Origin of the sequence: Streptomyces sp. NPDC050264 (genome assembly GCF_040655895.1) — a bacterium.
GTDB lineage: Bacteria > Actinomycetota > Actinomycetes > Streptomycetales > Streptomycetaceae > Streptomyces.
Window position 1 is genome coordinate 116,084 of sequence record NZ_JBFAKV010000025.1, and the last position, 25,446, is coordinate 141,529.

General features: G+C 69.5%; 21 protein-coding genes and 1 riboswitch. Of the genes, 13 read left to right on the forward strand and 8 right to left on the reverse strand.

Features of this window, described 5'->3' with window-relative positions:
- Nucleotides 1–84 precede the first annotated feature (84 nt).
- The gene (locus AB0J02_RS34610) at nt 85–1,617 is read left to right on the forward strand and encodes an RNA polymerase sigma factor (protein ID WP_363197803.1); all 1,533 of its coding nucleotides are present in this window, start codon (nt 85–87) and stop codon (nt 1,615–1,617) included.
- A gap of 159 nt (nt 1,618–1,776) precedes the next feature.
- Nucleotides 1,777–2,607: a serine protease gene (locus tag AB0J02_RS34615; RefSeq protein WP_363197804.1), complete on the forward strand. Its 831-nt coding sequence runs from the start codon at nt 1,777–1,779 to the stop codon at nt 2,605–2,607.
- A 95-nt stretch (nt 2,608–2,702) separates the two neighbouring features.
- Here the strand turns inward: AB0J02_RS34615 and AB0J02_RS34620 are convergent, their stop codons facing one another.
- On the reverse strand, nt 2,703–2,933 hold the full coding sequence (locus tag AB0J02_RS34620; protein ID WP_363197805.1) for a hypothetical protein: 231 nt from the start codon (nt 2,931–2,933) through the stop codon (nt 2,703–2,705).
- 441 nt (nt 2,934–3,374) lie between these two features.
- Here AB0J02_RS34620 and AB0J02_RS34625 point away from each other — a divergent pair, with 441 nt between their 5' ends.
- The 6 genes from AB0J02_RS34625 (at nt 3,375) to AB0J02_RS34650 (ending at nt 10,293) form a co-directional block, all read left to right on the forward strand.
- Entirely contained in the window at nt 3,375–5,498 is a 2,124-nt protein-coding gene (locus AB0J02_RS34625) for a DNA topoisomerase IV subunit B (RefSeq protein ID WP_363197806.1), read from the forward strand.
- A 147-nt stretch (nt 5,499–5,645) separates the two neighbouring features.
- Nucleotides 5,646–6,152: a DUF1453 domain-containing protein gene (locus AB0J02_RS34630; RefSeq protein ID WP_363197807.1), complete on the forward strand. Its 507-nt coding sequence runs from the start codon at nt 5,646–5,648 to the stop codon at nt 6,150–6,152.
- On the forward strand, nt 6,149–7,306 hold the full coding sequence (locus tag AB0J02_RS34635) for a histidine kinase (RefSeq protein WP_363197808.1): 1,158 nt from the start codon (nt 6,149–6,151) through the stop codon (nt 7,304–7,306). The genes AB0J02_RS34630 and AB0J02_RS34635 overlap by 4 nt, the downstream gene beginning before the upstream one ends.
- On the forward strand, nt 7,303–8,022 hold the full coding sequence (locus tag AB0J02_RS34640) for a response regulator transcription factor (RefSeq protein ID WP_363197809.1): 720 nt from the start codon (nt 7,303–7,305) through the stop codon (nt 8,020–8,022). Before AB0J02_RS34635 ends, AB0J02_RS34640 begins: the two co-directional genes overlap by 4 nt.
- Before the next feature lie 100 nt (nt 8,023–8,122).
- Nucleotides 8,123–8,704: a DUF485 domain-containing protein gene (locus tag AB0J02_RS34645; RefSeq protein WP_363197835.1), complete on the forward strand. Its 582-nt coding sequence runs from the start codon at nt 8,123–8,125 to the stop codon at nt 8,702–8,704.
- Nucleotides 8,701–10,293, forward strand: coding sequence for a cation acetate symporter (locus AB0J02_RS34650; RefSeq protein ID WP_363197810.1), 1,593 nt, complete (start codon nt 8,701–8,703; stop codon nt 10,291–10,293). The genes AB0J02_RS34645 and AB0J02_RS34650 overlap by 4 nt, the downstream gene beginning before the upstream one ends.
- 27 nt (nt 10,294–10,320) lie before the next feature.
- On the opposite strand, the gene AB0J02_RS34655 is transcribed toward AB0J02_RS34650, so the two are convergent.
- From AB0J02_RS34655 to AB0J02_RS34670, 4 genes are all read right to left on the reverse strand, one after another.
- Nucleotides 10,321–10,998, reverse strand: a complete 678-nt coding sequence (locus tag AB0J02_RS34655) for a response regulator (RefSeq protein ID WP_363197811.1) — start codon at nt 10,996–10,998, stop codon at nt 10,321–10,323.
- Nucleotides 10,995–12,638 (reverse strand): sensor histidine kinase, encoded by a 1,644-nt coding sequence (locus tag AB0J02_RS34660; protein ID WP_363197812.1) that lies wholly within the window; start codon nt 12,636–12,638, stop codon nt 10,995–10,997. The genes AB0J02_RS34655 and AB0J02_RS34660 overlap by 4 nt, the downstream gene beginning before the upstream one ends.
- A gap of 77 nt (nt 12,639–12,715) precedes the next feature.
- On the reverse strand, nt 12,716–13,654 hold the full coding sequence (locus tag AB0J02_RS34665; RefSeq protein WP_363197813.1) for a sucrase/ferredoxin-like family protein: 939 nt from the start codon (nt 13,652–13,654) through the stop codon (nt 12,716–12,718).
- A gap of 28 nt (nt 13,655–13,682) precedes the next feature.
- A complete protein-coding gene (locus AB0J02_RS34670) occupies nt 13,683–14,954 on the reverse strand; it encodes a citrate synthase (protein ID WP_363197814.1) in 1,272 nt (423 codons plus the stop codon).
- A 96-nt stretch (nt 14,955–15,050) separates the two neighbouring features.
- Between AB0J02_RS34670 and AB0J02_RS34675 the strand changes: the two genes are divergently transcribed.
- Entirely contained in the window at nt 15,051–16,220 is a 1,170-nt protein-coding gene (locus AB0J02_RS34675) for a citrate synthase/methylcitrate synthase (protein WP_363197815.1), read from the forward strand.
- Nucleotides 16,221–16,285: 65 nt separating this feature from the next.
- Here the strand turns inward: AB0J02_RS34675 and AB0J02_RS34680 are convergent, their stop codons facing one another.
- Complete coding sequence (locus tag AB0J02_RS34680; RefSeq protein WP_363197816.1) at nt 16,286–16,522, reverse strand: hypothetical protein; 237 nt, start codon at nt 16,520–16,522, stop codon at nt 16,286–16,288.
- 198 nt (nt 16,523–16,720) lie between these two features.
- A complete protein-coding gene (locus tag AB0J02_RS34685; protein WP_363197817.1) occupies nt 16,721–17,206 on the reverse strand; it encodes a DUF6082 family protein in 486 nt (161 codons plus the stop codon).
- Between the two features lie 362 nt (nt 17,207–17,568).
- Here AB0J02_RS34685 and AB0J02_RS34690 point away from each other — a divergent pair, with 362 nt between their 5' ends.
- The gene (locus tag AB0J02_RS34690) at nt 17,569–18,726 is read left to right on the forward strand and encodes a GTP-binding protein (protein ID WP_363197818.1); all 1,158 of its coding nucleotides are present in this window, start codon (nt 17,569–17,571) and stop codon (nt 18,724–18,726) included.
- Here AB0J02_RS34690 and AB0J02_RS34695 read toward each other — a convergent pair.
- Nucleotides 18,723–21,179, reverse strand: coding sequence for a DNA topoisomerase IV subunit A (locus AB0J02_RS34695; protein WP_363197819.1), 2,457 nt, complete (start codon nt 21,177–21,179; stop codon nt 18,723–18,725). The two genes, AB0J02_RS34690 and AB0J02_RS34695, sit on opposite strands and share 4 nt — an antisense overlap.
- Before the next feature lie 269 nt (nt 21,180–21,448).
- Here AB0J02_RS34695 and AB0J02_RS34700 point away from each other — a divergent pair, with 269 nt between their 5' ends.
- The 3 genes from AB0J02_RS34700 to AB0J02_RS34710 all read left to right on the forward strand — a co-directional run bounded on the left by AB0J02_RS34700 (nt 21,449) and on the right by AB0J02_RS34710 (nt 25,404).
- Nucleotides 21,449–22,804 (forward strand): pitrilysin family protein, encoded by a 1,356-nt coding sequence (locus AB0J02_RS34700; protein ID WP_363197820.1) that lies wholly within the window; start codon nt 21,449–21,451, stop codon nt 22,802–22,804.
- Between the two features lie 17 nt (nt 22,805–22,821).
- Entirely contained in the window at nt 22,822–24,189 is a 1,368-nt protein-coding gene (locus AB0J02_RS34705; RefSeq protein WP_363197836.1) for a pitrilysin family protein, read from the forward strand.
- Between the two features lie 249 nt (nt 24,190–24,438).
- Nucleotides 24,439–24,603: riboswitch (cyclic di-AMP (ydaO/yuaA leader) on the forward strand.
- 12 nt (nt 24,604–24,615) lie between these two features.
- The gene (locus tag AB0J02_RS34710) at nt 24,616–25,404 is read left to right on the forward strand and encodes a M23 family metallopeptidase (RefSeq protein WP_363197821.1); all 789 of its coding nucleotides are present in this window, start codon (nt 24,616–24,618) and stop codon (nt 25,402–25,404) included.
- The last annotated feature ends 42 nt before the right edge of the window (nt 25,405–25,446 follow it).

The window sequence follows — 25,446 nt, forward strand, 5'->3', positions numbered from 1 at the left end:
CGGCGGTCGTCGGCTCCGGTCCACAGGACTCCGGTCCACAGGACGGGGCCGGAAGCCGTTTTCCAACGTGTCGAGAGGTTGTTCGTGTCGGCCAGCACATCCCGTACGCTCCCGCCGGAGATCGCCGAGTCCGTCTCTGTCATGGCGCTCATTGAGCGGGGAAAGGCTGATGGCCAGATCGCCGGCGATGACGTACGCCGTGCGTTCGAAGCCGACCAGATTCCGGCCACTCAGTGGAAGAACGTTCTGCGCAGCCTCAACCAGATCCTCGAGGAAGAGGGTGTGACGCTGATGGTCAGTGCCGCTGAGCCCAAGCGTCCTCGAAAGAGCGTCGCAGCCAAGAGTCCGGTCAAGCGCACCGCGACCAAGACTGTCGCGGCGAAGACGGTCACCGCCAAGAAGGTCGCAGCCACCGCCGCCCCCGAGGCGACGACGGGTGAGGTCGCTGCCGAGGACGGCGCGCCCGCCACCAAGGCCGCCGCGAAGAAGACGACGGCGAAGAAGGCCACCGCCAAGAAGACGGTCGCGAAGAAGACCGCCGCCAAGAAGGCGTCCAAGAAGGACGACGAGGTCTCCGACGACGAGTCGACCGAGGAGACCCCCGCGACGGGCAAGGAAGGCGAGCCCGCCGAGGAGGGCCAGGGCGGTTTCGTCCTGTCCGACGACGACGAGGACGACGCGCCCGCACAGCAGGTCGCGGCCGCCGGCGCCACCGCCGACCCCGTCAAGGACTACCTCAAGCAGATCGGCAAGGTCCCGCTGCTCAACGCCGAGCAGGAGGTCGAGCTCGCCAAGCGCATCGAGGCCGGTCTGTTCGCCGAGGACAAGCTGGCCAACGCCGACAAGCTCGCTCCCAAGCTCAAGCGCGAGCTGGAGATCATCGCCGAGGACGGCCGCCGCGCCAAGAACCACCTCCTGGAGGCCAACCTCCGTCTGGTGGTCTCCCTGGCCAAGCGCTACACGGGCCGCGGCATGCTCTTCCTGGACCTCATCCAGGAGGGCAACCTCGGTCTGATCCGCGCGGTCGAGAAGTTCGACTACACCAAGGGCTACAAGTTCTCCACGTACGCCACGTGGTGGATCCGTCAGGCGATCACCCGCGCGATGGCCGACCAGGCCCGCACCATCCGTATCCCGGTGCACATGGTCGAGGTCATCAACAAGCTCGCGCGCGTGCAGCGTCAGATGCTCCAGGACCTGGGCCGTGAGCCCACCCCGGAGGAGCTGGCCAAGGAACTCGACATGACCCCCGAGAAGGTCATCGAGGTCCAGAAGTACGGCCGTGAGCCCATCTCCCTGCACACCCCGCTGGGCGAGGACGGCGACAGCGAGTTCGGCGACCTCATCGAGGACTCCGAGGCCGTGGTCCCGGCCGACGCCGTCAGCTTCACGCTGCTCCAGGAGCAGCTGCACTCCGTGCTCGACACGCTGTCGGAGCGCGAGGCGGGCGTCGTCTCCATGCGTTTCGGTCTCACCGACGGTCAGCCGAAGACCCTCGACGAGATCGGCAAGGTGTACGGCGTGACGCGTGAGCGCATCCGCCAGATCGAGTCCAAGACGATGTCGAAGCTGCGTCACCCGTCGCGCTCGCAGGTCCTGCGCGACTACCTCGACTAGACACGTCTGTACGACTCTTCCCAAGGCCCGGCTCGGCCCCGTTCGCGGGGTGGGGCCGGGCCTTGGGAAATACGGGGGCGAAGGCGGGTCTCGCTGTGCGTGGTGCGCACAACTCGATCACTCTGGGTGTGTCATAGCAACCCAGAGTGAGGAGACCACATGCGTCGTCCCTTCGCGAGAGCGCTGACCGCACAGCTGGCCGTACTGGCCGCGGCGGCCGTGCTGCCCTTGGCGTCGGCGGTACCGGCGGCCGCCGACGAAGGTGTCGTCGGCGGCCGCCCGGTCAAGGCGTCCGACAATCCGTGGGTGGTGGCACTCTCCAGTCGTGACCGGTTCGGAGGTATGCGCGCGGGACAGTTCTGCGGGGGCGTGGTCGTCGCACGTTCGACGGTCATCACCGCGGCGCACTGCCTGAGCGAACCCGTACTCGGGGTGGCGCGCGACAAAGTGCGCGACCTCAAGGTGATCGCGGGTCGAACGGACCTCCGGGCGTCGGACGGCGTCGAGATCCCGGTCCGCAGTGCGTGGGTCAACCCGGACTACGACAGCCAGACGAATGCGGGCGATGTGTCCGTCATCACACTGGCCACACCGCTGCCCGGGGGATACGTGATCCCGATGGCCGAGGAGGGCGACCCCGCCTACGAGCCGGGAACGGAGGCGTCCGTCTACGGGTGGGGCGACACGACCGGCGCCGGCGACTACGCGCGCACGCTGCACGCCGCACAGGTGCAGGTGCTGGCCGACAGCGTCTGCGAGAAGGCGTACCCCGGCGGTGCGGACGGGAAGTTCCTGTCGGCGACGATGCTGTGCGCCGGGGAGCCGAAAGGCGGCAAGGACGCCTGTCAGGGCGACAGCGGAGGCCCGCTGACCGCCCGCGGCCGACTCGTCGGCCTGGTGTCCTGGGGGAGCGGCTGTGGCCGCGCGGGGAGCCCCGGCGTCTACACCCGGGTCTCGGACGTCGTCAGGGTGCTGCGAGAGCACGGCTGACGGGGATACGAGGACGGGCGGCCACCCCTGCGTGGAGGGGTGGCCGCCCGATCACCGGCCTGATGCCGGAGCTGGCTCGTCGTGGGTGCGAGGCGTCAGCGTTCCTCGGTCTCGGAGCTTGCCGGAACGGCGGTGAGCCGCTCCGTCTCGTCCTGTATCTCAGCGGCGATCTTCTTGAGTTCCGGCTCGAACTTGCGACCGTGGTGGGCGCAGAAGAGCAGTTCACCACCGCTGGTCAGAAGGACGCGCAGGTAAGCCTGGGCGCCGCAACGGTCACAGCGGTCAGCCGCCGTCAGCGGGCTCGCGGGGGTCAGAACAGTAGTCACGTCGCCTCTTCTCTAGCTCGACGAGCTGTCGTACCAGGGTCAACATCCAACCAGGCCGAAAACGTTCCCGCTCGCGGCATTTCCTCGAAAGTTTTCTTCGAGACCGGCTGTCTGCTGCCGGGTGGCGGCGAATGTGCCGTATTGCGTCTCTTACGTCTCTTACGGGTTCGCGCGTTCTGTCAGGTCGGTCGTCCCCGGCTGGCTTGCCGGTTGTTCATGAGGACGTGCCCGGAGCCTAAATGGTTCATGCCTGGAAGGGAACGTGATGTGTGCTTCACTCCATCGAGGGATCGAACATGTATACGAGGGTGGACTAGTCTGGGCTGAGGTGAGGGTGGCGTTACAACGGCTCTACCAGGCCTCGGTACCCTCTGACGGGCGACCGACGCCGGCCCTTTACCCACAAGGGCCCCATCTGAAATTCAGCGAGGAGCGAACCGCGTGACCGCCGATACGTCCGTGCCGTCCACAGCGTTGCTGACCGGAGCAGACCGGGACGGTTCCAACTACACCGCGCGGCACCTTCTCGTCCTCGAGGGGCTCGAAGCCGTACGCAAGCGTCCGGGCATGTATATCGGCTCGACCGACAGCCGCGGGCTGATGCACTGCCTTTGGGAGATCATCGACAATGCCGTCGACGAGGCTCTCGGCGGCTACTGCGATCACATCGAGGTGATCCTGCACGACGACGCCTCCGTAGAGGTGCGGGACAACGGCCGCGGCATCCCCGTGGACGTGGAGCCCAAAACCGGCCTTTCCGGGGTCGAGGTCGTCATGACCAAGCTCCACGCGGGAGGCAAGTTCGGAGGCGGCTCGTACGCGGCTTCCGGCGGTCTGCACGGCGTGGGCGCCTCTGTGGTGAACGCGCTGTCGGCGCGCCTCGACGTCGAGGTGGACCGCAGTGGGCACACGCACGCCATCAGCTTCCGGCGCGGTGTCCCCGGTGCGTTCTCCAAGCCCGGCCCCGAGGCGCCCTTCGACTCCGCCGCGCGCCTGAGCAAGGTCAAGAAGGTTCCGAAGAACCGCGTCGGCACACGGATCCGCTACTGGGCGGACCGGCAGATCTTCCTGAAGGACGCCAAGCTCTCCCTGGAGCACCTGCACCAGCGCGCTCGCCAGACCGCCTTCCTGGTGCCGGGCCTGACCATCGTCGTACGCGACGAGTACGGTCTCGGCGACGGCGGCAGCAAGGGCGAGGAGTCCTTCCGCTTCGACGGCGGCATCAGCGAGTTCTGCGAGTACCTGGCCCAGGACAAGCCGGTCTGCGACGTCCTGCGCCTCACCGGGCAGGGCAGCTTCAAGGAGACCGTCCCCGTGCTCGACGAGCACGGCCAGATGACGCCGACCGAGGTCACCCGTGAGCTCGGGGTCGACATCGCGATGCGCTGGGGGACCGGTTACGACACGAACATCAAGTCGTTCGTGAACATCATCGCCACCCCCAAGGGCGGCACCCACGTGTCCGGCTTCGAGCGCTCGCTCACGAAGACCATGAACGAGGTGCTGCGTACCCAGAAGCTGCTGCGTGTCGCCGAGGACGACGTCATCAAGGACGACGCCCTGGAGGGGCTCACGGCCGTCGTCACGGTGCGCCTGGCGGAGCCGCAGTTCGAGGGGCAGACCAAGGAGGTCCTGGGCACCTCGGCGGCCAACAGGATCGTCGCCAACGTCCTGGCCAAGGAGCTCAAGGCGTTCCTGACGTCCACGAAGCGTGACGCCAAGGCGCAGGCCCGTGCCGTCATGGAGAAGGCCGTCGCAGCGGCCCGCACGCGCATCGCGGCCCGCCAGCACAAGGACGCGCAGCGCCGCAAGACGGCCCTGGAGTCGTCGTCCCTGCCCGCGAAGCTCGCGGACTGCCGGAGCGACGACGTGGAGCGCAGCGAGCTGTTCATCGTCGAGGGCGACTCCGCGCTCGGCACCGCCAAGCTCGCCCGGAACTCGGAGTTCCAGGCTCTCCTGCCGATCCGCGGCAAGATCCTCAACGTTCAGAAGTCGTCCGTCTCGGACATGCTGAAGAACGTCGAGTGCGGAGCGATCATCCAGGTCATAGGAGCCGGGTCCGGCCGCACCTTCGATCTCGACGCGGCGCGCTACGGAAAGATCATCCTGCTCGTCGACGCCGACGTCGACGGCGCGCACATCCGCTGTCTGCTGCTGACGCTGTTCCAGCGCTACATGCGGCCCATGGTCGAGGCGGGCCGGGTCTTCGCCGCCGTGCCGCCGCTGCACCGCATCGAGCTGGTCCAGCCGAAGAAGGGCCAGGACAAGTACGTCTACACGTACTCGGACCGCGAGCTGCGGGAGACGATGCTGGAACTGCAGCGCAAGGGCGTGCGCTACAAGGATTCGATCCAGCGCTACAAGGGCCTGGGAGAGATGGACGCCGACCAGCTGGCCGAGACGACCATGGACCCGCGCTTCCGTACGCTGCGCCGGATCAACATCGGCGAGTTGGACGCCGCCGAGGAGGTCTTCGATCTCCTGATGGGCAATGACGTGGCCCCGCGCAAGGAGTTCATCAGCAGCTCCGCGGCGACTCTGGACCGCTCGCGCATCGACGCGTAGCCCGGGCACATCATGTGGCTCCACCCAAGGGTGGAGCCACATGATCCACCCGCGATCCACCCCGGCTCCGATCTGCTGACCTGCCGTTCTCCGTAGCGTCAAGGGCGTTGAACCACTCGCCCTCAAGACCGCTCCACGGAGGCTGTCATGTCCGGGTTCACCAATGTCCTGGTGATCGTCGCTGTTGTCGCACTGGTCCTCGTACGCCAGTTCAGGACGGAGCGACTGTCCATGGACCGCAAATGGTGGCTGCTGCCCGCGATCCTCGGCTTCTTCGCGCTACGGGACGGCTCCCTCGCGGACCCGCACCACCTGACCGGCTCGGTCGTCCTGCTCGTCGTGAACCTGTTGGTCAGTGTTGGGATGGGCATCGGATGGGCGTTCACGACGCGTGTCTGGACCGACGACCAGGGTGATGTGTGGACCAAGGGCACGGCGGCGACAGCAGGTACGTGGCTCGGCGGCATGGCGTCCCGCGCGGCCGTCGTCGGCATCGGCCTGGCGATGGGCATCCACCTCGGCAGCTCCGCGCTCATGCTGGGATTCGCCCTCTCGCTCCTGACCCGCTCCGGCGTCGTGATGTGGCGGGCCGGCGGCCTGCGGTCGGCGTACGTTGGTCCTTTCGCGCAGCCGGCCTGGGAGGACCGCAGGTGAGCCGGAGCCACTGGACGACGTGGCCCTCGCGGGAGGCGCTCTCCCGTGTGGGCCTGACGCGCGCCCGGCGGATGCTGACGGCTGCGGTCCGGGCGGCCGTGATCGCGGTCCTGCTGTGGACCGCGGTCACGCAGCGGGACGTCGCCGACTTGGCCGTCGTGGCAGCGCCCGTAGGGCTGCTGGCCTGTGCGGCCGCGGCCTGGGGCTTCATGCGCACCACCCTCGAGCACCGCCTGTGGCCCTCGCTCGGACTGCTCGCCACCCTCATGCTGATCGCGGCGGGCGCGCAGCAGATCGGGTTCGTGGGCCCGGCCGTGGTGTTGTGGTGCGGCTGCGCCGTCTTCGCGCTCGAGCGCATGCCGCTGGCCGCCGCGGTGCCCGCCACCGCGGTCTCGCTCACCGGCTTCGCGCTCATCGACGACGACGCCTGGCTGACCACCGCCGTCGTCGCGGTGGGGCTCTGCCTCTCCGGTTACGTGTTGCGTCTCGACGCCGAAGCCAGGGGTAGCGCCCAGCGGTTGCTGGTGCAGGAGCGGGCGGCCCGGACCGCGGAGGCCGAGTCGGCGGCCCTCGCCGAGCGGTCCCGGATCGCCCGCGAGATCCACGACGTCCTCGCGCACAGCCTCTCGGCCCAGCTCGTGCACCTGGAGGCGGCCCGGCTGCTCATCGAGCGCGGTGCCGAGCGGGACCAGATCCTGGAGCGGGTGGTGGCGGCACGCGGCATGGCCCGTGACGGGCTCGTGGAGACCCGGCAGGCGCTGTCCGCGCTGCGGGGCGAGATGACGCCCCTGGAGGACTTCCTGCGGGAGCTGGTGGCGTCCTGCGACGGCGCGTCGCTGGCCGTCGCAGGCGAGCGCAGGCCCCTGTCCGCGGAGGCCTCCCAGGCGGTGCGCAGGGTCGCGCAGGAGGCGCTGACGAACATACGCAAGCACGCCCCGGGCGCGAAGGCCGTGATGCGGCTGGAGTACGGGACAAGCGAAGTGGCCCTGGAGGTACGGGACTCGGGGGCGTCCCGGCCGCGGGAGGAACTCACTGTCAGTGGCTCCGGTTACGGTCTGTTGGGGATGAGGGAGCGTGCCGAGCTGCTGGGCGGCACGCTGGACGCAGGGCCGTACGAGGAGGGTTTCGTGGTCAGGTTGAAGGTTCCCCTGTGAGCGGGGCCGATGCGGGGCCGGACGGGCCGGTCGCGGCGGAGCGGCCGCCGGCCCGTGTGGTGGTGGTCGACGATCAGACGGTGGTGCGTGAGGGCATCGTGATGCTGCTCGGGCTGTTGCCCGGGATCGAGGTAGTCGGCGCCGGGGGAGACGGCGAGCAGGCGATCACGCTCGTGGCCGAGTTGGACCCGGACGTCGTCCTGATGGACCTGCGCATGCCGCGCTGCGACGGTGTCGAGGCGACCCGGCGCATCCGTGCCGAGCATCCGGGGACGCAGGTCGTCATCCTGACCACGTACGCCGACGACGAGTCTCTCTTTCCCGCACTGAAGGCGGGGGCTCGCGGCTACTTGACGAAGGACGCGGGCGGGGACGAGATCGTCCGGGCCGTGGCGGACGTGCTGTCCGGCGACGCTGGGCTCTCCCCAAGGATCCAGCGGCGGCTCCTGGAGAGACTGTCGCAGCCCGAGGACGTCACCCCCACGCCCAAGGAGCCGCCGGACGGCCTCACCGCGCGGGAGGCCGAGGTCCTCGTGCTGATCGCCGACGGGCTGAACAACCAAGAAATCGGGCGGGCACTCCATGTCTCAACGGCGACGGTGAAGACGCACATCAACAACCTGTTCGCGAAGACCGGGCTCAAGGACCGTGCCCAGGCTGTCCGTTATGCGTACCGCCACGGACTCGCGAAGCCGCCGGGGGCGTCCATCACCTAATGGGGTGAAGGACTTGCGAGGAGAGTCCGGGATCTTCCTGGTCTGTCCATCCTTGGGCACGCGGCCGAAGCGGGCCGCGGACAAGGAGAGTTCGGTGGAGATGCAGGACGGGCGCGAGACGGCGCAGCCCCGAGCCGGTGATCGCGGTGCCATGGGCGACCCCTGGTACGACGCGTTGGCCTCGGGGTGGGGCGAGTGGGACGGCACGGGTGCGCCGATGCCCCGCGTGCCCAGCCAGTCCGCGCCCCGGGAGCGGAGCGCTGCGGGGGTCTACCTGGAGGTGCAGCGCAGTGCGGCATTCCAGGAAGTGCGCCGCCGCTACCGGGGGTTCGTCATCCCGGCGGTCGTACTCTTCTTCGCCTGGTACATCGCGTACATCGTGGCCGCCACGAGCGCGCCCGCGCTGATGGCCCGGCCGGTCGCGGGGGCCGTGAACGTGGCGATGGTGGCGGGGCTCGGCCAGTTCGCCAGCACGTTCCTGCTGACGTGGCTGTACGCGCGTCACGCCCGGCTGCGCCGCGACCGGCTCGCGCTCGAACTGCGGTGGGACACCCAGGAGATGACGCGCGGCATCGACGCAGTCGCTCGCATGAACGGTTCCGCGGAAGTGGCCGGGACGACCCGTACAGGCGGGGCTCCCCACGAGGACGGTTCTATTCGGAGCGAGGGCGGCCAGCTGTGACCGGTACGCATCAGACCTTGGCGCTGGTTCTGTTCAGCGCGTTCGTGGCGGTCACGCTCGGCATCACGACCTGGGTGGGGCGCAACCGGCACGGCTCGGCGGAGGAGTTCTATGCCGGCGGTCGCCTCTTCTCGCCGATGGAGAACGGATTCGCCATCGCCGGCGACTACATGTCGGCCGCTTCCTTCCTCGGTATCTCCGGGCTGATCGCGCTGTTCGGGTACGACGGGCTGCTCTACTCGGTGGGCTTCCTCGTCGCCTGGCTCGTCGTGCTCTTCCTGGTCGCCGAACTGGTGCGCAACTGCGGCCGGTTCACGATGGCCGACGTCGTGGCGTCCCGGATGCGGGAGCGTCCCGTGCGCATCGCGGCGGGAACTTCTTCGGTCACCGTGTCCGTTCTCTATCTGGTGGCGCAGATGGTGGGTGCGGGCAGCCTGGTCGCGCTGCTGCTGGGTGGGAAGAGCGGAGCGGCGCAGGCATGGACCGTCGTCGGCGTGGGCGCTCTCATGGTGATCTATGTGTCGTTGGGAGGGATGCGGGCCACCACGTGGATCCAGATCGTGAAAGCCGTACTGCTCATGGGCGGGACGATCGCCCTGACCGTGCTCGTCCTGGCGCGCTTCCACGGTGACTTCAATCAGCTGTTGCGCTCAGCCGCGGCGCGCAGCGGGCACGGCTCCGATTTCCTCGCGCCCGGTCTGAAGTACGGCGGGAGCTGGACCGCCCGCCTGGACTTCATCAGCCTGGGACTCGCGCTCGTCCTCGGCACGGCGGGTCTTCCGCACATCCTGTCGCGCTTCTACACCGTGCCGACCGCACGGGCCGCCCGTCGCTCGGTCATCTGGTCCATCGGGCTCATCGGCAGCTTCTACCTGATGACGATCGTGCTCGGGTTCGGGGCGGCCGCCATCGTGGGCTCCAGCGCCGTACGGAGCTCGAATGCCGCGGGGAACACGGCGGTTCCGCTGCTCGCTCTCGACCTGGGCGGTGGCGCGGGCTCCACGGGAGGCACGGTGCTGTTCGCGATCGTCGCCGCGGTCGCCTTCGCCACTATCCTCGCCGTCGTCGCCGGAATCACGCTCGCCTCCTCGGCGTCCGTGGCGCACGACCTGTACGCCTCGCTGCGCCGGCCCGGCGGGAAGCCGTACAGCGAGGTCGCGGTGGCGCGGATCGCCGCCGCCGGGATCGGCGTCCTCGCGATCGCGCTCGGACTGCTCGCGCGTGACCTGAACGTCGCGTTCCTCGTGGGCCTGGCCTTCGCCGTCGCCGCGTCCGCCAATCTGCCGGTTCTCCTGTACTCGCTGTTCTGGCGGAACTTCACCACGCGCGGGGCGGTGTGGTCGGTGTACGGCGGACTCGTGCCGGCGCTCGCGCTCGTCGTGCTGTCGCCGGTGGTCTCGGGGAGCCCGACGTCGCTGTTCCCGGGGGTGGACTTCCAGTTCTTCCCGCTGGAGAACCCGGGGCTCGTCTCCATCCCGCTGGGCTTCCTGGCCGGCTGGCTGGGCACCGTCACCTCCGCGGAGCCACCGGACGAGGCCAAGCACGCGGAGACCGAGGTACGGGCGCTGACGGGCGCCGGAGCCGTCTGAGCCGACGGGGGTCCGTTCACCGGGTTCTCAGCGGCCGGCGGCCCACTCGTAGCGGTGCTCGGGTCGCCCGGTGTCGCCGTACTTCAGGCTCAGCCGCACCCGGCCCGTGCGCTCCAGAAGCTTCAGGTAGCGCTGGGCGGTCTGGCGGCTGAGCCGGGTCCGGTCCGCCAACTCCTGTGCGGAGAGCGGCCCTTCGGCGCCCATCATGGCCCGGCGTACGAGTTCGGCGGTGGTGGGGGAGTGTCCCTTCGGCAGTTCGGGCGCCGGTGTGGCCGACAGCGCGCCGAAGATCCGGTCGACCTCCGCCTGCTCGGCCTCGCCCCCGCCGTCGAGTGTGCGGCGCAGCGTCGCGTACGCCTCCAGCTTGCCGCGAAGACCCGCGAACGAGAACGGCTTGACCAGGTACTGCAGCGCACCGTGCCGCATCGCGGCCTGCACGGTCGCCACGTCGCGTGCCGCGGTCACCATGATCACGTCGATCTGGTGGCCGTGCTCGCGCACCGTACGCGCGACGTCGAGGCCGGTCTCGTCCGGCAGGTAGTGGTCGAGAAGGATCAGATCGACATCGAGGTCCTCGATACGTTGCAGGGCCTCGGCAGCGCTGTGTGCCTTGGCGGCCACGCGGAAGCCGGGCACCTTCGCCACGTAGGCGGCGTTCACCTCGGCGACGCGGGTGTCGTCGTCCACGACCAGGACCTCGATCACCGGGCCTCCTCGGACGCGCTCGGGACGGTTTCGGCGAAGGACTCGGGCAGGACGACGACGAACTCGGCGCCCCCGGACGGCGACTCCGTCACCTCGGCCGTGCCACCCTGCCGCTCGGCGAGCCGCCGCACCAGAGCGAGACCGATGCCGCGCTTGCCGTGCGCAGGCGGCTCCTTGGTGGACCAGCCTTCCACGAAGACGCTCTCCCGCTGCTCGGCAGGGACCCCGGGGCCCGTATCGCGAACACGGAGGACCGCGGTACGGCCCTCTGTCCGCAGAACCACCTCCACGCGCGCGTGCCGCCCCGAACCGGCCGCCGCGTCCAAGGCGTTGTCCACCAGGTTGCCGACGACCGTGACCAGTCCGCGGGGGTCGACCAGCCGGTCCGGCAGTTCGGTGTCGCGCGAGACGCCCAGCGCGACGCCGCGCTCCGCGGCGACCGTCGCCTTGCCCACCAACAGGGCCGCGAGCAGCGGGTCCTGGATCTTCTCGGTGATCTGCTCCGCGGTGACCCGGTGTGCGCCCGCCACCTCACCGACGAACTCCGAGGCCTCCTCGTACATCTCCAGCTCCAGCAGCCCCAGCAACGTATGCATGTGGTTGGCGTGTTCGTGGTCCTGGGCACGCAGGGCGTCGATGAGTCCGTGCGTGGAGTCGAGCTCCCGGCCCAGCTGTTCCAGCTCCGTGCGGTCACGCAGGGTCGCGACGGCGCCTCCGTCGTCGGTGGGCATCCGGTTGGCCACCAGTACGCGCTGGCCGCGGACCGTCAGCAGGTCGGTGCCGGTGACGTGGCCCGCGAGCACGTCCGTCGTCCGCCCCGGGCCCAGCGCGTCCTCCAGGGGGAGCCCGATCGCCTCGGCGCCGAGGCCGAGCAGACGCTCCGCCTCGTCGTTCAGCAGTCGTATGCGCCCGGTGCGGCTCAGGGCGACGACGCCCTCACGGATGCCGTGCAGCATCGCCTCCCGCTCGGCCAGCAGCGCGGAGATGTCCGAGAACGCCAGATCGCGCGTCTGCCGCTGCACCCGCCGCGAGATCAGATAGGCGGCGAGCGCGCCCACGGCCAGCGCTCCGCCCGCGTAGGCGAACAGGCCCGGGATGGCGTGGACGAGGCGCGCGCGGACGCTGTCGTACTCGATGCCGACCGACACCGCGCCCACGATGGCCCCGTCAGCGTCCCTCAGCGGCACTTTGCCGCGCGCGGAGCGCCCGAGGGTACCGTCGTCGATTTCCATCACCTCGCGGCCCGCCAGCGCGTCGCTGGGGTCCGTCGAGACGACCCTGCCGATCTGGTGGCGGTCGGTGTGCGACCAGCGCACCCCGTCCTTGTTCATGATCACCACGTATTCGGCGCCGCTGGCCCGCCGGATCCGCTCCGCCGCGACCTGTACGGGACCGTCCGTGGAGGGGCGCGAGGACCGCAGGTCGGCGGCGATCCGCGGCTGCGCCGCCGTTGTCTGCGCGATCGCGAGGGCACGCCGCATCGCCTGGTCGTCCAGTTGGTCACTCAGGGGAGCCAGGAAAAGCCCCGTCGCCAGCACGGCCACCCCGGCGGCGATCGCCACCTGCATCAGCAGCACCTGCGCGAACACGCGCCTCGGCAGACCGAAGCGCAGGCGGCGGGCGGGGGAAGTCGGGCTCATGGTGCCGAACGGTACGGGCCGTTCCGCACCTGATCGAAGCCCTTGTGGCAGGGATCTCGTACGTATCGCGGGCCCGCTCAGTCGAGCGCCGCGGGAACCTCACGCACAGCCACGACATCCATACGGATTGGTGACCCGAGTGCGCTGCCGCAGCTCTCCGGACGCGGCGGAAGCGACGCGCCCTGGGCGACCGTCGCGCGCCAATGGCGGCCGTCGGTGTGCGCGACGGTCACCTCCCAGTGCGGCCCGCCCGCTTCCGCCGGCTGCCCGACGGCATCCGTGCGTACGACGTTCAGGGCGCCGGGGCGGTACTCGTGAGCTGCCCGGCGCACCGCCAGTTCCGCGGCCTGGCCCGGGCGGTCCCAGGCGGAGTTGCCGCGGCAGCCCCGGGTAACGATCCGGTCGGCGCGCACCGCCTCCAGGATCTCCTTCACGTCCGCTGCCGTGGCCCTTCCGTAGGCGTAGCCGTGCGGCAGCACCAGAAGGGTGGGGGAGAAGCGGTGGCCGCCGAGATGGGTGACCTCCCAGACGCCTTCTTCTCCGGAGAGAGTGAGTTCGGAGGCCAACGGTCGTCCCAGGAGGGCGCAGCAGCGGTCCCGCTTCCCGTTGGTGCAGACGAGCGCGAGAGGGGCGCCTGTATGCGGCGTGCCGAAACCTCCGTGATCGCCTGTTCCCAGAGCGGCGAAGTCGAGCCGCAGCAGTTCTTCAGGTGTGTCGATGGTGGTGCTGCGCAGCCATGCGTTTCCGGGGGTTGTGTGGGCCACGTACACGTGGCGACGGGCCGGGGCATGGCTGTCGGCGTGCCGTCCCGGGCGCCGCACGAGAGCGATGCGCACCCCGGTGTTCTCAGCCGCCGTCTCCAGGGCGCGGCCCACCGCGGGGTCCAGATGGCTGGAGGTCAGGGCCTTCGCTCCCCAGGGGCCCGACTGTTCGATCAGCAGCCAGGTCCGGGCGGTGGCCGCGGTCCCCGCGAGAGGCTCGTCAAGATCCAGCGAGGAGGTCGCACACGTACTCACACAGGCGAGCCTAACCCGCCTGGCGAGGTCACTTTTGTCCGGGCGATGACGGCAGGGGCTGCGGCGGGCGCACACCTACGTAGTGGCCTGTGGGCCGCATACGAAGAGGGCGTTCTCCGTACTCCTCCAAGGCGTGGGCGATCCAGCCCGCCGTGCGGGCGACCGCGAAGATCGTCTCGCCCGCCTCCGCGGACATCCCGTGCGAGGCGGTGAACACGGCGAGGGCCAGGTCCACATTGGCGTGCAGGTCCGTGTGGCGGGCGGTCGTCGCCACGACGTCGCGGGCGGCGGTGAGCGCTCCACGTGCCGCGGGCAGTTCCTCCAAAGCGGCGAACAGAGCCTGTGCACGCGGGTCCTCACCCTTGTAGAGGCGATGTCCGAGGCCGGGGACGCGGCGGCCGGCCCGCAGCTCGTCGGCCACCACGGGGCCGGCGTTGCCCCGGTCGAGCACCTCCAGGAGCATTCGGTGCGCCAGACCGCTGGCCGCACCGTGCAGGGGCCCTTCCAGGACTCCGAGGCCCGCGGACACGGCCGCGTACGCGTGCGCGCGGGCCGACGCGGCGACGCGAACGGCCAGGGTCGAGGCGGCCAGGTCGTGGTCGACCAAAAGTCCAAGTGCCATGTCCAGAACGCGCAGTGACGCATCATCAGGCTCCTTGTGGGAGAGGCGTCCCCACAAGCGCTGGGCGATCGGTTGGCCGTCCGCGTAGGTGGACCGCTGAAGGGGCAGCGCGGCCGCCAGCGTGGGGATGAGGGAGCGCGCGGCGCCGAGGACCGACTCCTCGGACAGGTCGTAGCGCAACGGGTCGACGGTCGCGGCCGCGACGGCTGCCACCCGCAGCCGGTCCACGGGCCTGCTGTGCTCGGGCAGGGCACCGATGGCGCGCCTGGCCGCGGACAGGGACTCCTGAGGGGCGGAGAACCGGGCGCCGGGGTGCAGCGTGCCCGTCCACAGCCACTCCGCGACCTCCTCGTACGAGTGGCGGGCCGCCAGTTGTGCCGCGTCGACCCCTCGGAAGAAGTAACGGTCGCCGTCGATGAGCGTGAGCCGGGTGCGTACGGACAGCTCGTCGGGGCGTGAACTCGGCTTGCCCTCCCGCCTGTTGCGGCGGGCGAGGGCCTCGACCTCGGCGGCGTCGAAGGTACTGCCACGCCCGCCCTGGCCGCGCCGGCTGGTCAGCTGCCCGCGACTTACGTATGCGTACACGGTCTCGGGCTTCACGCCGAGCAGCTCGGCGGTCTCCTTGGTGCTCAGCCGACGGGCGACCTGCTGGGCCAGTGCCGACTCTTGATCCCTCATGCGCGTCACGGTATCCGCACCCTAGCTATTGATTGGATCAACATTGACAGACTCTGAGTCAAGCATGGACAGTCGAATCAAGTTCAGGGAGGAAACATGCCGATCAACGGGACCACGGCCGCCCCCGTAGTCGACGTACCGCGAGGGCTCGCGGGCGTCGTCGTCACCGACACCGCGCTGGGGGACGTCAGGGGACGCGAAGGCTTCTACCACTACCGCCAGTACTCGGCCGTCGAACTCGCACAGACCCGCGGCTTCGAAGACGTGTGGCACCTGATGATCCACGGCGAACTGCCCGATGCCGCACGGTCGGTGGCCTTCGCGCGTGAGACCGCAGCGCTGCGCACGCTGCCCGACGAGGTGCGGGCCGCGTTGCCCGGCATCGCCCGTGCCGGATCCGCGTCCGGGCCGCTCGCCGGAGTGCGCACGGCCCTGTCGCTGTTCGGCGCCTCGCGCGGCTTCAGGCCTGTCTACGACATCGATGCCGACCGGCGCAGGGAGGACACTCTCGCCGCGGCCGCGGTCGTCCCCACCATGCTCACCGCCCTGCACCGGCTCGGCAAAGGGCTCGACCCGGTGGAGCCGCGCGCGGATCTCTCGTATGCGGCCAACTATCTCTACATGCTGACCGGTTCGGAGCCCGACCCCGCGCATGCGCGGGCCATCGAGCAGTACCTCATCTCCACCATTGATCACGGCTTCAACGCGTCAACGTTCACCGCCCGAGTGATCACGTCGACCGGGGCGGATGTCGCCGCCTGTCTGGTCGGCGCGGTCGGTGCCCTGTCGGGACCGTTGCACGGCGGGGCGCCCAGCCGGGCGCTCGACACCCTGGACGCGATCGGTACACCGGACCGCATCGACCCCTGGATCCGTGAACGGGTCCAGGCCGGAGACCGGATCATGGGCTTCGGGCACCCCGTCTACCGCACGGAGGACCCGCGTTCGCGGATGCTGCGCGGCATCGCGGAGCGGTTCGGCGGGCCGCTGGTGGAGTTCGCCGTCGAGGTCGAGCGCCAGGTGGAGGCGATCCTGGCAGAGCTCAAGCCTGGGCGGGAGCTGCACACGAACGTGGAGTTCTACGCGGGCGTGGTCATGGAGCTGTGCGGGCTGCCGCGCACGATGTTCACCCCGACGTTCGCCGCGGCGCGCGTGGTCGGCTGGAGCGCCAACATCCTCGAACAGGCCCAGGACTCGAAGATCATTCGGCCGGCGGCACGGTATGTCGGGGCGGAGCCGCCCATGGCCGTACCGCTCCTCGGCTGAAGCCGAAGGGGCGACGGCCGCCGACCCTTTCTGCGGTCGGCGGCCATCGTGCGTCCGGAACCGGGTCAGGCGTCCGGAATGTCGACCTTCGCGCGGACGAGCGTCTCCCGGTTCACGACGACGATGCGCTCGTACTCGGCGACCCCCGCGTCCGCCGGAAGCTCGTTCTTCAGGTCGGCGGTGGCCTCCGTGCCGATCACGGCGAAGTTCCCGTCGCTGAGTTCGAAAACATCGGGGCAGGTAGCGCCGGAGGTGCTTCCGCGAGCGCTCGGGGGCACCCCGATGCGGCGTACGATCTTCAAGGGAACCGGTTCCTTCTCACGGGGTGACGTTAACGGCGTCACATTAGTGCTCGGTTCGAGGCGAGAGGATACCGATTGCCGCCATTTCAGGGGGAGTTGGCAGTTTACTTCACCAGTATGGGCGAACTGTCGGCCCGCGGGAACCATTGTGCCGCACGCGTCGGAGCGGAGCGCCCCAGGGCGCTTCCGCGCCTGCCGTCACTCCGACGGAGGCTCACCCACCACCCACCACTCGTCCGTGTCCGCCTCGTCGATCTCCCGGAGCAGCGTCTCGGCGATGCGTCCGACCTCGGCCTCGACGGACGAGGGATCCAGTGACGCGCGATGTGGGCGGGTGTTCTCCCAGTACTCGCGCATGTGTTCGCTCTGAAAGAGTTCCCGGAGGCTGCTGAAGAGCTCGCGCTGGTTGAGCAGGCCGGATTCGTACAGGTAGAAGGCGTTGATGTACCAGAGGTTGGCGTACAGGTACTGACGCCGCTTCTCGGGGGTGAGGTCCAGGCCGTAGTTGTCGATCACGACGGCCAGAGCGGGGTCGTCGATGGCCTTGCTCAACAGCTCCCAGTGCATGCGCTGTTGATGGGCGCGGGCCCGCCGTAGCCACTCCGCCGCGGCGTCCGCGCGGCCCGGTCCGTACTGCTGCCACATATGCGCCGTGGCGGTGCCCGCGAGCCCGCCAGTGATCATCGCAGCGACTACGGATCGTAATGTCCTCTTGCTCTGTGTGGCCATGTCAACCCCCGATTCAGGCGACCGTCCGCCGGTCGTCGGTGCGGGTCGACGGGCTGGGGACCGGCGAGCGGTGGGCGGCGCGCTTGCCGTCTCCCATGGTGCCGAGCGGCTCTGATCGGCAGGGAGGCGGAGAGGAGGCGCACGGAAGCATGCTCGGGTCGCGAAAACCGGCGCCATACCAACGTCTGCCCCGCGAGTGGCGCTAACAATCGTTCACTTCGCGGGCTTTCTGGGCGTGCCTATCCTGGGGCGGCATTCATCCTTCGTACGAGAGCCGCACCGTGCACCGGCGCACGCTTCGGTGTGAAAGAGGTCGCGTGTTGAGCAAGCGGAGCCCGCAGCAGATCCCCGTCGTCGTCCTCGCGGGCTTCCTCGGTTCGGGCAAGACCACGCTGCTGAACCACCTGCTGCACCGCAGCGGCGGCACGCGGATCGGGGCGATCGTCAACGACTTCGGGGCGATCGAGATCGACGCCATGGCCGTGGCGGGGCAGCTGGGCGACTCGACGGTCTCTCTCGGCAACGGGTGCCTGTGCTGCGCCGTGGACGCCAGTGAACTTGATGTGTATCTGGACAAGTTGACTCGCCCCGTCAATGCCAGTCGCCCCGGTCAAGACAGTCATGGCATGGATGTCATCGTCATCGAGGCGAGCGGCATCGCGGAACCGCAGGAGCTGGTGCGCATGGTGCTGGCCAGTGAGAATCCGCGGATCATGTACGGAGGGTTGATCGAGGTCGTCGACGCGGCCGAGTTCGACGCGACCCGGGAGAAGCATCCGGAGGTGGAGCGGCACCTGGAGATCGCGGACCTCGTCGTGGTGAACAAGGGCGACCGGGTGCCCGACGACGAGCGGGAGCGCGTCCTGGGAGCCGTGCGGGGGGCGGCCGGAGGCGCCGCCGTCGTCTCCGCGTCGTACGGACGCATCGATCCGGAGCTGCTCTTCGACTGCCGTCCCGCGCGGGAGCGGATCGGGCAGCTGTCCTTCGACGACCTGCATCGGCACGACGCGAGCGGGGCGCACGAGGGTCTGCACGACGGGCATCTGCACGCCTCTTACGAAAGCGTCGCGTTCACCTCTGACGTCCCCATGGATCCGCGTGCCTTGATGGACTTCCTCGACAACCGGACCGAGGGGCTCTACCGCATCAAGGGGTACGTCGACTTCGGTGCGGGCGATGCGGACAACCGTTATGCCGTGCACGCCGTCGGGCGGTTCCTGCGGTTCCGTCCCGAGCCGTGGCCGGACGACCGTCCGCGCCTCACCCAACTCGTCCTCATCGGGGCGGGCATCGACGCGAAGGCGCTCCACAAGGGGCTCGACGCCTGTAAGGGCGGCGGAAAGGGAGACGCCCCGCACACCGTCGACGAGCACGGAATGTGGGGCGTTCTCCGCTACGTACCGGACATTGAACAGGTCTACGTACAGGACTACGAACAGGACCAGGGCGAAGCCGAGGAGGCCGAGGACTTCTAGGCCGGCCCGGCCACCGCCGCCACCGTCTTCGCCAGCGAGACCCCCGAGCCGTCGCGGCGCGGGTCCATCTCGGTCAGCTCGGCCGGTGTGCCGTTCTTCTGCGCCGCGCGCGCGGGCGCCGGACCCGCCCAGGCCAGGCTCAGGCAGTCCTCGCCCTTCAGGAAGCGCTGGCAGCGCACGCCACCGGTCGCCCGGCCCTTGCGCGGATACTGGTCGAACGGTGTGAGCTTGGCCGTCGTCTGCACCGAGTCGTCCAGCGTGCCGCGCGAGCCAGCCACCGTGAAGACGACGGCATCGACCGCCGGGTCGACCGCGGTGAACGAGATGACCTTCGCGCCGGTCGCCAGCTTGATACCGGCCATGCCACCCGCGGGACGGCCCTGGGGGCGCACCATGGAGGCCTGGTAGCGCAGCAGCTGGGCGTCGTCCGTGATGAAGACCAGGTCTTCCTCACCGGTCCGCAGTTCGATCGCTCCCACGATCCGGTCGCCGTCCTTGAGGGTGATGACCTCCAACTCCTCCCTGTGGGAGGGGTAGTCGGGCGTCACCCGCTTCACGACACCCTGCTCGGTGCCGATCGCGATCCCGGGCGAGGACTCGTCCAGCGTCGTCAGACAGACGACCGTCTCGTCCGCCTCCAAGGAGGACAGGAATTCGGAGACAGGGGCGCCACCGGAGAGGTTCGGCGTGGACGCCGTGTCCGGGAGCTGCGGCAGATCGACGACGTTCAGACGCAGCAGCCGGCCCACGGAGGTGACCACACCGATCTCGCCCCGGGTCGTGGCCGGCACCGCGGAGACGATCAGGTCGTGCTTGGTGCGCTTGCCGTCCTCGTCCGCGGCGAACGGCTCACCGTTCGCCGTACGGGCCAGCAGGCCGGTCGAGGAGAGCAGCACACGGCACGGGTCGTCGGCCACCTGCAGCGACACCGCGGCCACCGGAGCGCCCGCCGACTCCAGCAGCACCGTACGGCGGTCGGTGGCGAACTTCTTGGCCACCGCGGCCAGTTCCGTGGAGACCAGCTTGCGCAGCTCCGTGTCGGAATCGAGGATGCCGGTCAGCTCGTCGATCTCGCCGTTGAGCTTGTCGCGCTCCGACTCCAGCTCGATGCGGTCGAACTTGGTGAGGCGACGCAGCGGCGTGTCCAGGATGTACTGCGTCTGGATCTCGCTCAGCGAGAAACGCTCGATGAGGCGCTCCTTGGCCTGCGCGCTGTTCTCACTGGAGCGGATGAGGCGGATGACCTCGTCGATGTCGAGCAGCGCGACGAGGAGTCCCTCGACCAGGTGCAGCCGGTCCTTCTTCTTGGTGCGACGGAACTCGCTGCGGCGGCGCACCACCTCGAAGCGGTGGTCCAGGTAGACCTCGAGCAGTTCCTTGAGGCCGAGCGTCAGCGGCTGGCCGTCCACCAGAGCCACATTGTTGATACCGAAGGACTCCTCCATCGGCGTCAGCTTGTAGAGCTGCTCCAGAACGGCCTCCGGTACGAAGCCGTTCTTGATCTCGATGACCAGGCGCAGGCCGTGCTCGCGGTCCGTGAGGTCCTTCACGTCGGCGATGCCCTGGAGCTTCTTCGAACCGACGAGCTCCTTGATCTTCGCGATCACCTTCTCGGGGCCCACCGCGAAGGGAAGTTCGGTGACAACGAGGCCCTTGCGGCGCGCCGTCACGGTGTCCACGGAGACGGTCGCACGGATCTTGAAGGTGCCGCGGCCGTTCTCGTACGCGTCCTTGATGCCGGACAGGCCGACGATCCGGCCGCCCGTGGGCAGGTCGGGCCCCGGCACGAACTTCATGAGCGTCTCGAGGTCGGCGCCCGGGTGCTTGATCAGGTGCCGCGCGGCGGCGATCACTTCACCGAGGTTGTGCGGCGCCATGTTGGTCGCCATGCCGACCGCGATGCCCGACGCGCCGTTCACCAGCAGGTTCGGGTACGCCGCCGGGAGGACGAGGGGCTCCTGCTCCTGCCCGTCGTAGTTCGGCGCGAAGTCGACGGTGTTCTCTTCGATGGACTCCGTCATCAAGCCGGCGGCGGGGTCCATGCGGCACTCGGTGTACCTCATGGCGGCCGGACGGTCGTCGTTGCCCAGAGAACCGAAGTTCCCGTGCCCGTCGACCAGAGGTACGCGCATCGAGAACGGCTGGGCCAGACGCACCAGAGCGTCGTAGATCGACGCGTCGCCATGAGGGTGCAACTTACCCATGACCTCGCCGACGACGCGGGCACACTTCACATAGCCACGGTCGGGGCGCAGGCCCATCTCGTTCATCTGATAGACGATCCGACGGTGGACGGGCTTCATCCCGTCGCGGGCGTCGGGCAGGGCGCGCGAGTAGATGACCGAGTACGCGTACTCCAGGTAGGAGCCCTGCATTTCGTCGACCACGTCGATGTCGAGGATCTTCTCCTCAAAGTCGTCGGGCGGCGGGGTCTTCGTGCTGCGGCGGGCCATCGCTGCTGCGGCTCCTTCACCAACATGTACGGGAACTGTCGCGGACCATTGTGGACCGCCCCACTGACAACGCTGATCGCGCCCCGTCCGTACCGGGTGGTTCGCGGCCCGCTCGGGGAGGCGGCGTGCTCGCTCACGGCGTAGCCGGAGCGGGAACTTCGCCAGGTGCCTGCACGCTTGCATACAGTGGCAGGACTGGCAGCAGTTCTGTGTTTCCAATGTTCTCAGTTCTCAATGATCTCCGTTTCCCCGCGATCGAAGGGACGTACATGCCCATGGGTCACACGGCCACCGCCGAGGCCGGCTCCGGCGGCCTGACAGCGACCGAGCACCGGCTGGCCAACGGCCTGCGTGTAGTGCTCTCCGAGGATCACCTGACCCCGGTCGCGGCGGTCTGCCTCTGGTACGACGTCGGCTCGCGCCACGAGGTCAAGGGCCGTACCGGCCTGGCTCACCTTTTCGAGCACCTGATGTTCCAGGGCTCGCAGCAGGTGCACGGCAACGGTCACTTCGAGCTCGTACAGGGTGCCGGCGGCTCGCTCAACGGCACGACGAGTTTCGAGCGCACGAACTACTTCGAGACCATGCCCGCCCACCAGCTCGAGCTCGCGCTCTGGCTGGAGGCCGACCGCATGGGCTCGCTCCTCGCCGCCCTCGACGAGGAGTCGATGGAGAACCAGCGGGACGTCGTCAAGAACGAGCGCCGTCAGCGCTACGACAACGTGCCCTACGGCACCGCGTTCGAGAAGCTGACCGCCCTCATGTACCCCGAGGGCCACCCCTACCACCACACGCCCATCGGCTCCATGGCCGACCTGGACGCGGCCACCCTCGAGGACGCGCGGAGCTTCTTCCGCACCTACTACGCGCCCAACAACGCCGTGCTCTCCGTAGTGGGCGACATCGACCCGGAAGAGACGCTGGCCTGGGTCGAGAAGTACTTCGGCTCGATCGCCGGTCACGAAGGCAAGCCCGCACCGCGCGACGGCGCCCTGCCCGAGGTGATCGGCGGGCAGCTGCGCGAGGTCGTCGAGGAGGAGGTCCCGGCGCGCGCCCTCATGGCGGCCTACCGGCTGCCCGAGGACGGCACGCGCGCGTGCGACGCCGCCGACCTCGCCCTGACGGTCCTCGGCGGCGGCGAGTCGTCGCGGCTCTACAACCGTCTCGTGCGCCGCGACCGCTCCGCGGTGGCCGCCGGGTTCGGGCTGCTGCGCCTGTCGGGCGCGCCCTCCCTGGGCTGGCTCGACGTGAAGACCTCCGGGGACGTCGAGGTGCCGGTCATCGAGGCCGCCGTCGACGAGGAGCTCACCCGGTTCGCCGAGGAGGGCCCCACGCCCGAGGAGATGGAGCGCGCCCAGGCCCAGTTGGAGCGCGAATGGCTGGACCGGCTCGGCACCGTGGCGGGCCGTGCGGACGAACTGTGCCGTTACGCCGTGCTGTTCGGCGACCCGCAGCTCGCCCTCACCGCCGTACAGCGCGTCCTCGCCGTGACCGCCGAGGAGGTCCAGGAGGTCGCCAAGGCCCGCCTGCGCCCCGACAACCGCGCGGTCCTCGTGTACGAGCCGACGGCCCCCGCTGAGCCCGACAACGAGAGCGACGAGAGCGACGAGGAGGCGGGCCGGTGACCGAACAGCTCGCGACCATGGACTTCCATTCCCAGCCCCAGGCAGGCGTGGCCAAGCCGTGGGCGTTCCCCGCCCCGGAGCGCGGCCGGCTCGCCAACGGCCTGACCGTGCTGCGCTGTCACCGCCCCGGCCAGCAGGTCGTCGCCGTGGAGATCAACCTGGACGCGCCGCTGGACGCCGAGCCCGCGGGTCTCGACGGCGTGGCCACGATCATGGCGCGTGCCTTCAACGAAGGCACCGACAAGCACTCCGCGGAGGAGTTCGCGGCCGAACTGGAACGTTGCGGCGCCACGTTGGACGCGCACGCCGACCACCCGGGCGTCCGCGTCTCCCTGGAGGTGCCCGTCTCGCGCCTTCCGAAGGGCCTGGCCCTGCTGGCCGACGCCCTGCGGGCGCCCGCCTTCTCGGACAGCGAGATCGAGCGTCTCGTGCGCAACCGGCTGGACGAGATCCCGCACGAGAGCGCCAACCCGGGCCGCCGTGCCGCCAAGGAGCTCTCCAAGCAGCTCTTCCCGGCCGGCGCGCGTATGTCGCGCCCGCGCCAGGGCAGCGAGGAGACCGTCACCGCCATCGACGCGGCGGCCGTGCGCGCCTTCTACGAGAAGCACGTACGCCCCGCCACCGCGACGGTCGTCGTGGTCGGCGACCTGACGGACACCGACCTCGACACCCTTCTCGAGGACACGCTCGGCGCCTGGACGGGCGACACGACGGAGCCCCGCCCCCTCCCGCCCGTCACCGCGGACGACACCGGCCGGGTCATCGTCGTGGACCGCCCGGGAGCGGTGCAGACACAGCTGCTCATCGGCCGCATCGGGCCCGACAAGCACGACCGTGTGTGGGCCGCGCAGATCCTCGGCACGTACTGCCTCGGCGGCACGCTCACCTCGCGCCTGGACCGCGTCCTGCGCGAGGAAAAGGGCTACACCTACGGTGTGCGCTCCTTCGCCCAGGTGCTGCGTTCCGCGCCGGACGGGACGGGTGCGGCGATGCTCGCCATCAGCGGCTCCGTGGACACCCCGAACACCGGGCCCGCGCTCGACGACCTCTGGAAGGTGCTGCGCACGCTGGCGGCGGAGGGCCTCACGGACGCCGAACGGGACACCGCGGTGCAGAACTTGGTGGGTGTGGCCCCGCTCAAGTTCGAGACCGCCGCGGCCGTCGCGGGCACCCTCGCCGACCAGGTCGAGCAGCAGCTGCCGGACGACTTCCAGGCCCGGCTGTACCGTCAACTCGCCGAGACGGGCACCGTGGAGGCCACCGCGGCCGTCGTGAGCGCCTTCCCGGCGGACCGTCTGGTGACGATCCTGGTGGGCGACGCCGCGCAGATCGAGGAGCCCGTCAGGGCCCTCGGTATCGGCGAGGTGACGGTGGTCACCGGCTGACCGCACTCCCGTACGTCGTACGAAGCCCCGGAGGCCGCTGGAACTCGAGCAGCGGTCACCGGGGCTTCGTGCTGGCGCGCACGTTCGTCCCCGATCGACCATGGATCTCTTATGTCCGAATTGGGGCGGAGGTTGCCTGTCTGCCCTGTGGCGTGCACTACAAAACACAGGATCCGTTTGTTGCTGAAAAGATGTTCCGCTTAGCGTCGGTCCGGCTGTTCGCCAGACACGCGTCGCGCCCGCGACACCGGACAGTCATCGCCGAGTCCCCCACGGCGCGAGCCAGGGGAGCCGGGGACCCACCGCAGTCCCTGGGGTGAATCGGGCGCTCTTCCCGTAAGGGGAGGGAGCCCGTAGGAGACCTTCCTGCTCCGAACCCGTCAGCTAACCCGGTAGGCGAGAGGGAAGGAAAGGATCAGCCACTACATGGCGTTCACCCGTGCCACCGGGAAGCACCGTCGCCCGAGCCGTCTCACGCGTACCACCGCGCAGGTCGCCGGAGTCGCGGCCCTCACCACGACCGGTGTCATCGGCGGCCTTGCCGCCCCGGCTCTCGCCGCCGACAACGCGGTCCCCGAGCAGAACGGACTGACGCAGGCCATCGCCATCGGCGACTCCCTGGCCGCCCAGATCGACGCGCAGGCAGTCGCACAGAAGAAGGCCGCCGACGAGGCCGCCGCCAAGAAGAAGGCCGAAGCCGAGGCCAAGAAGAAGGCCGAGGAGGCCAAGCGCGAGGCCGAGGCGAAGGCCAAGAAGGAGCGCGAGGCCAAGGAGCGCGCCGCCCGTGAGGCCGAGCGCAAGCGCCTCAACACCTTCGTGGCGCCGATCTCCGGTTCCTACGTCTCCACCGCCTACAAGGCGAGCAGTGGCCTGTGGTCCTCCGGCAGCCACACCGGCATCGACTTCCACGCGGCGAGCGGCACTTCGGTGCACGCCGTCGGCTCCGGCACTGTCGTCGAAGCCGGCTGGGGCGGCGCGTACGGCAACAACGTCGTGATCAAGATGAACGACGGCACGTTCACCCAGTACGGTCACCTGTCGTCCATCGGTGTCTCCGTCGGCCAGGCGGTCACCCCCGGACAGCAGATAGCCCTCTCCGGTGCCACTGGCAACGCCACGGGCCCGCACCTTCACTTCGAGGCCCGCACGACCGCCGAGTACGGATCGGACATGGACCCCGTCGCGTACCTGCGCTCCCACGGAGTGAACGTCTGACGTCTCCGCGACACCACGCGAAAGCCCCGGCTCATCGAGCCG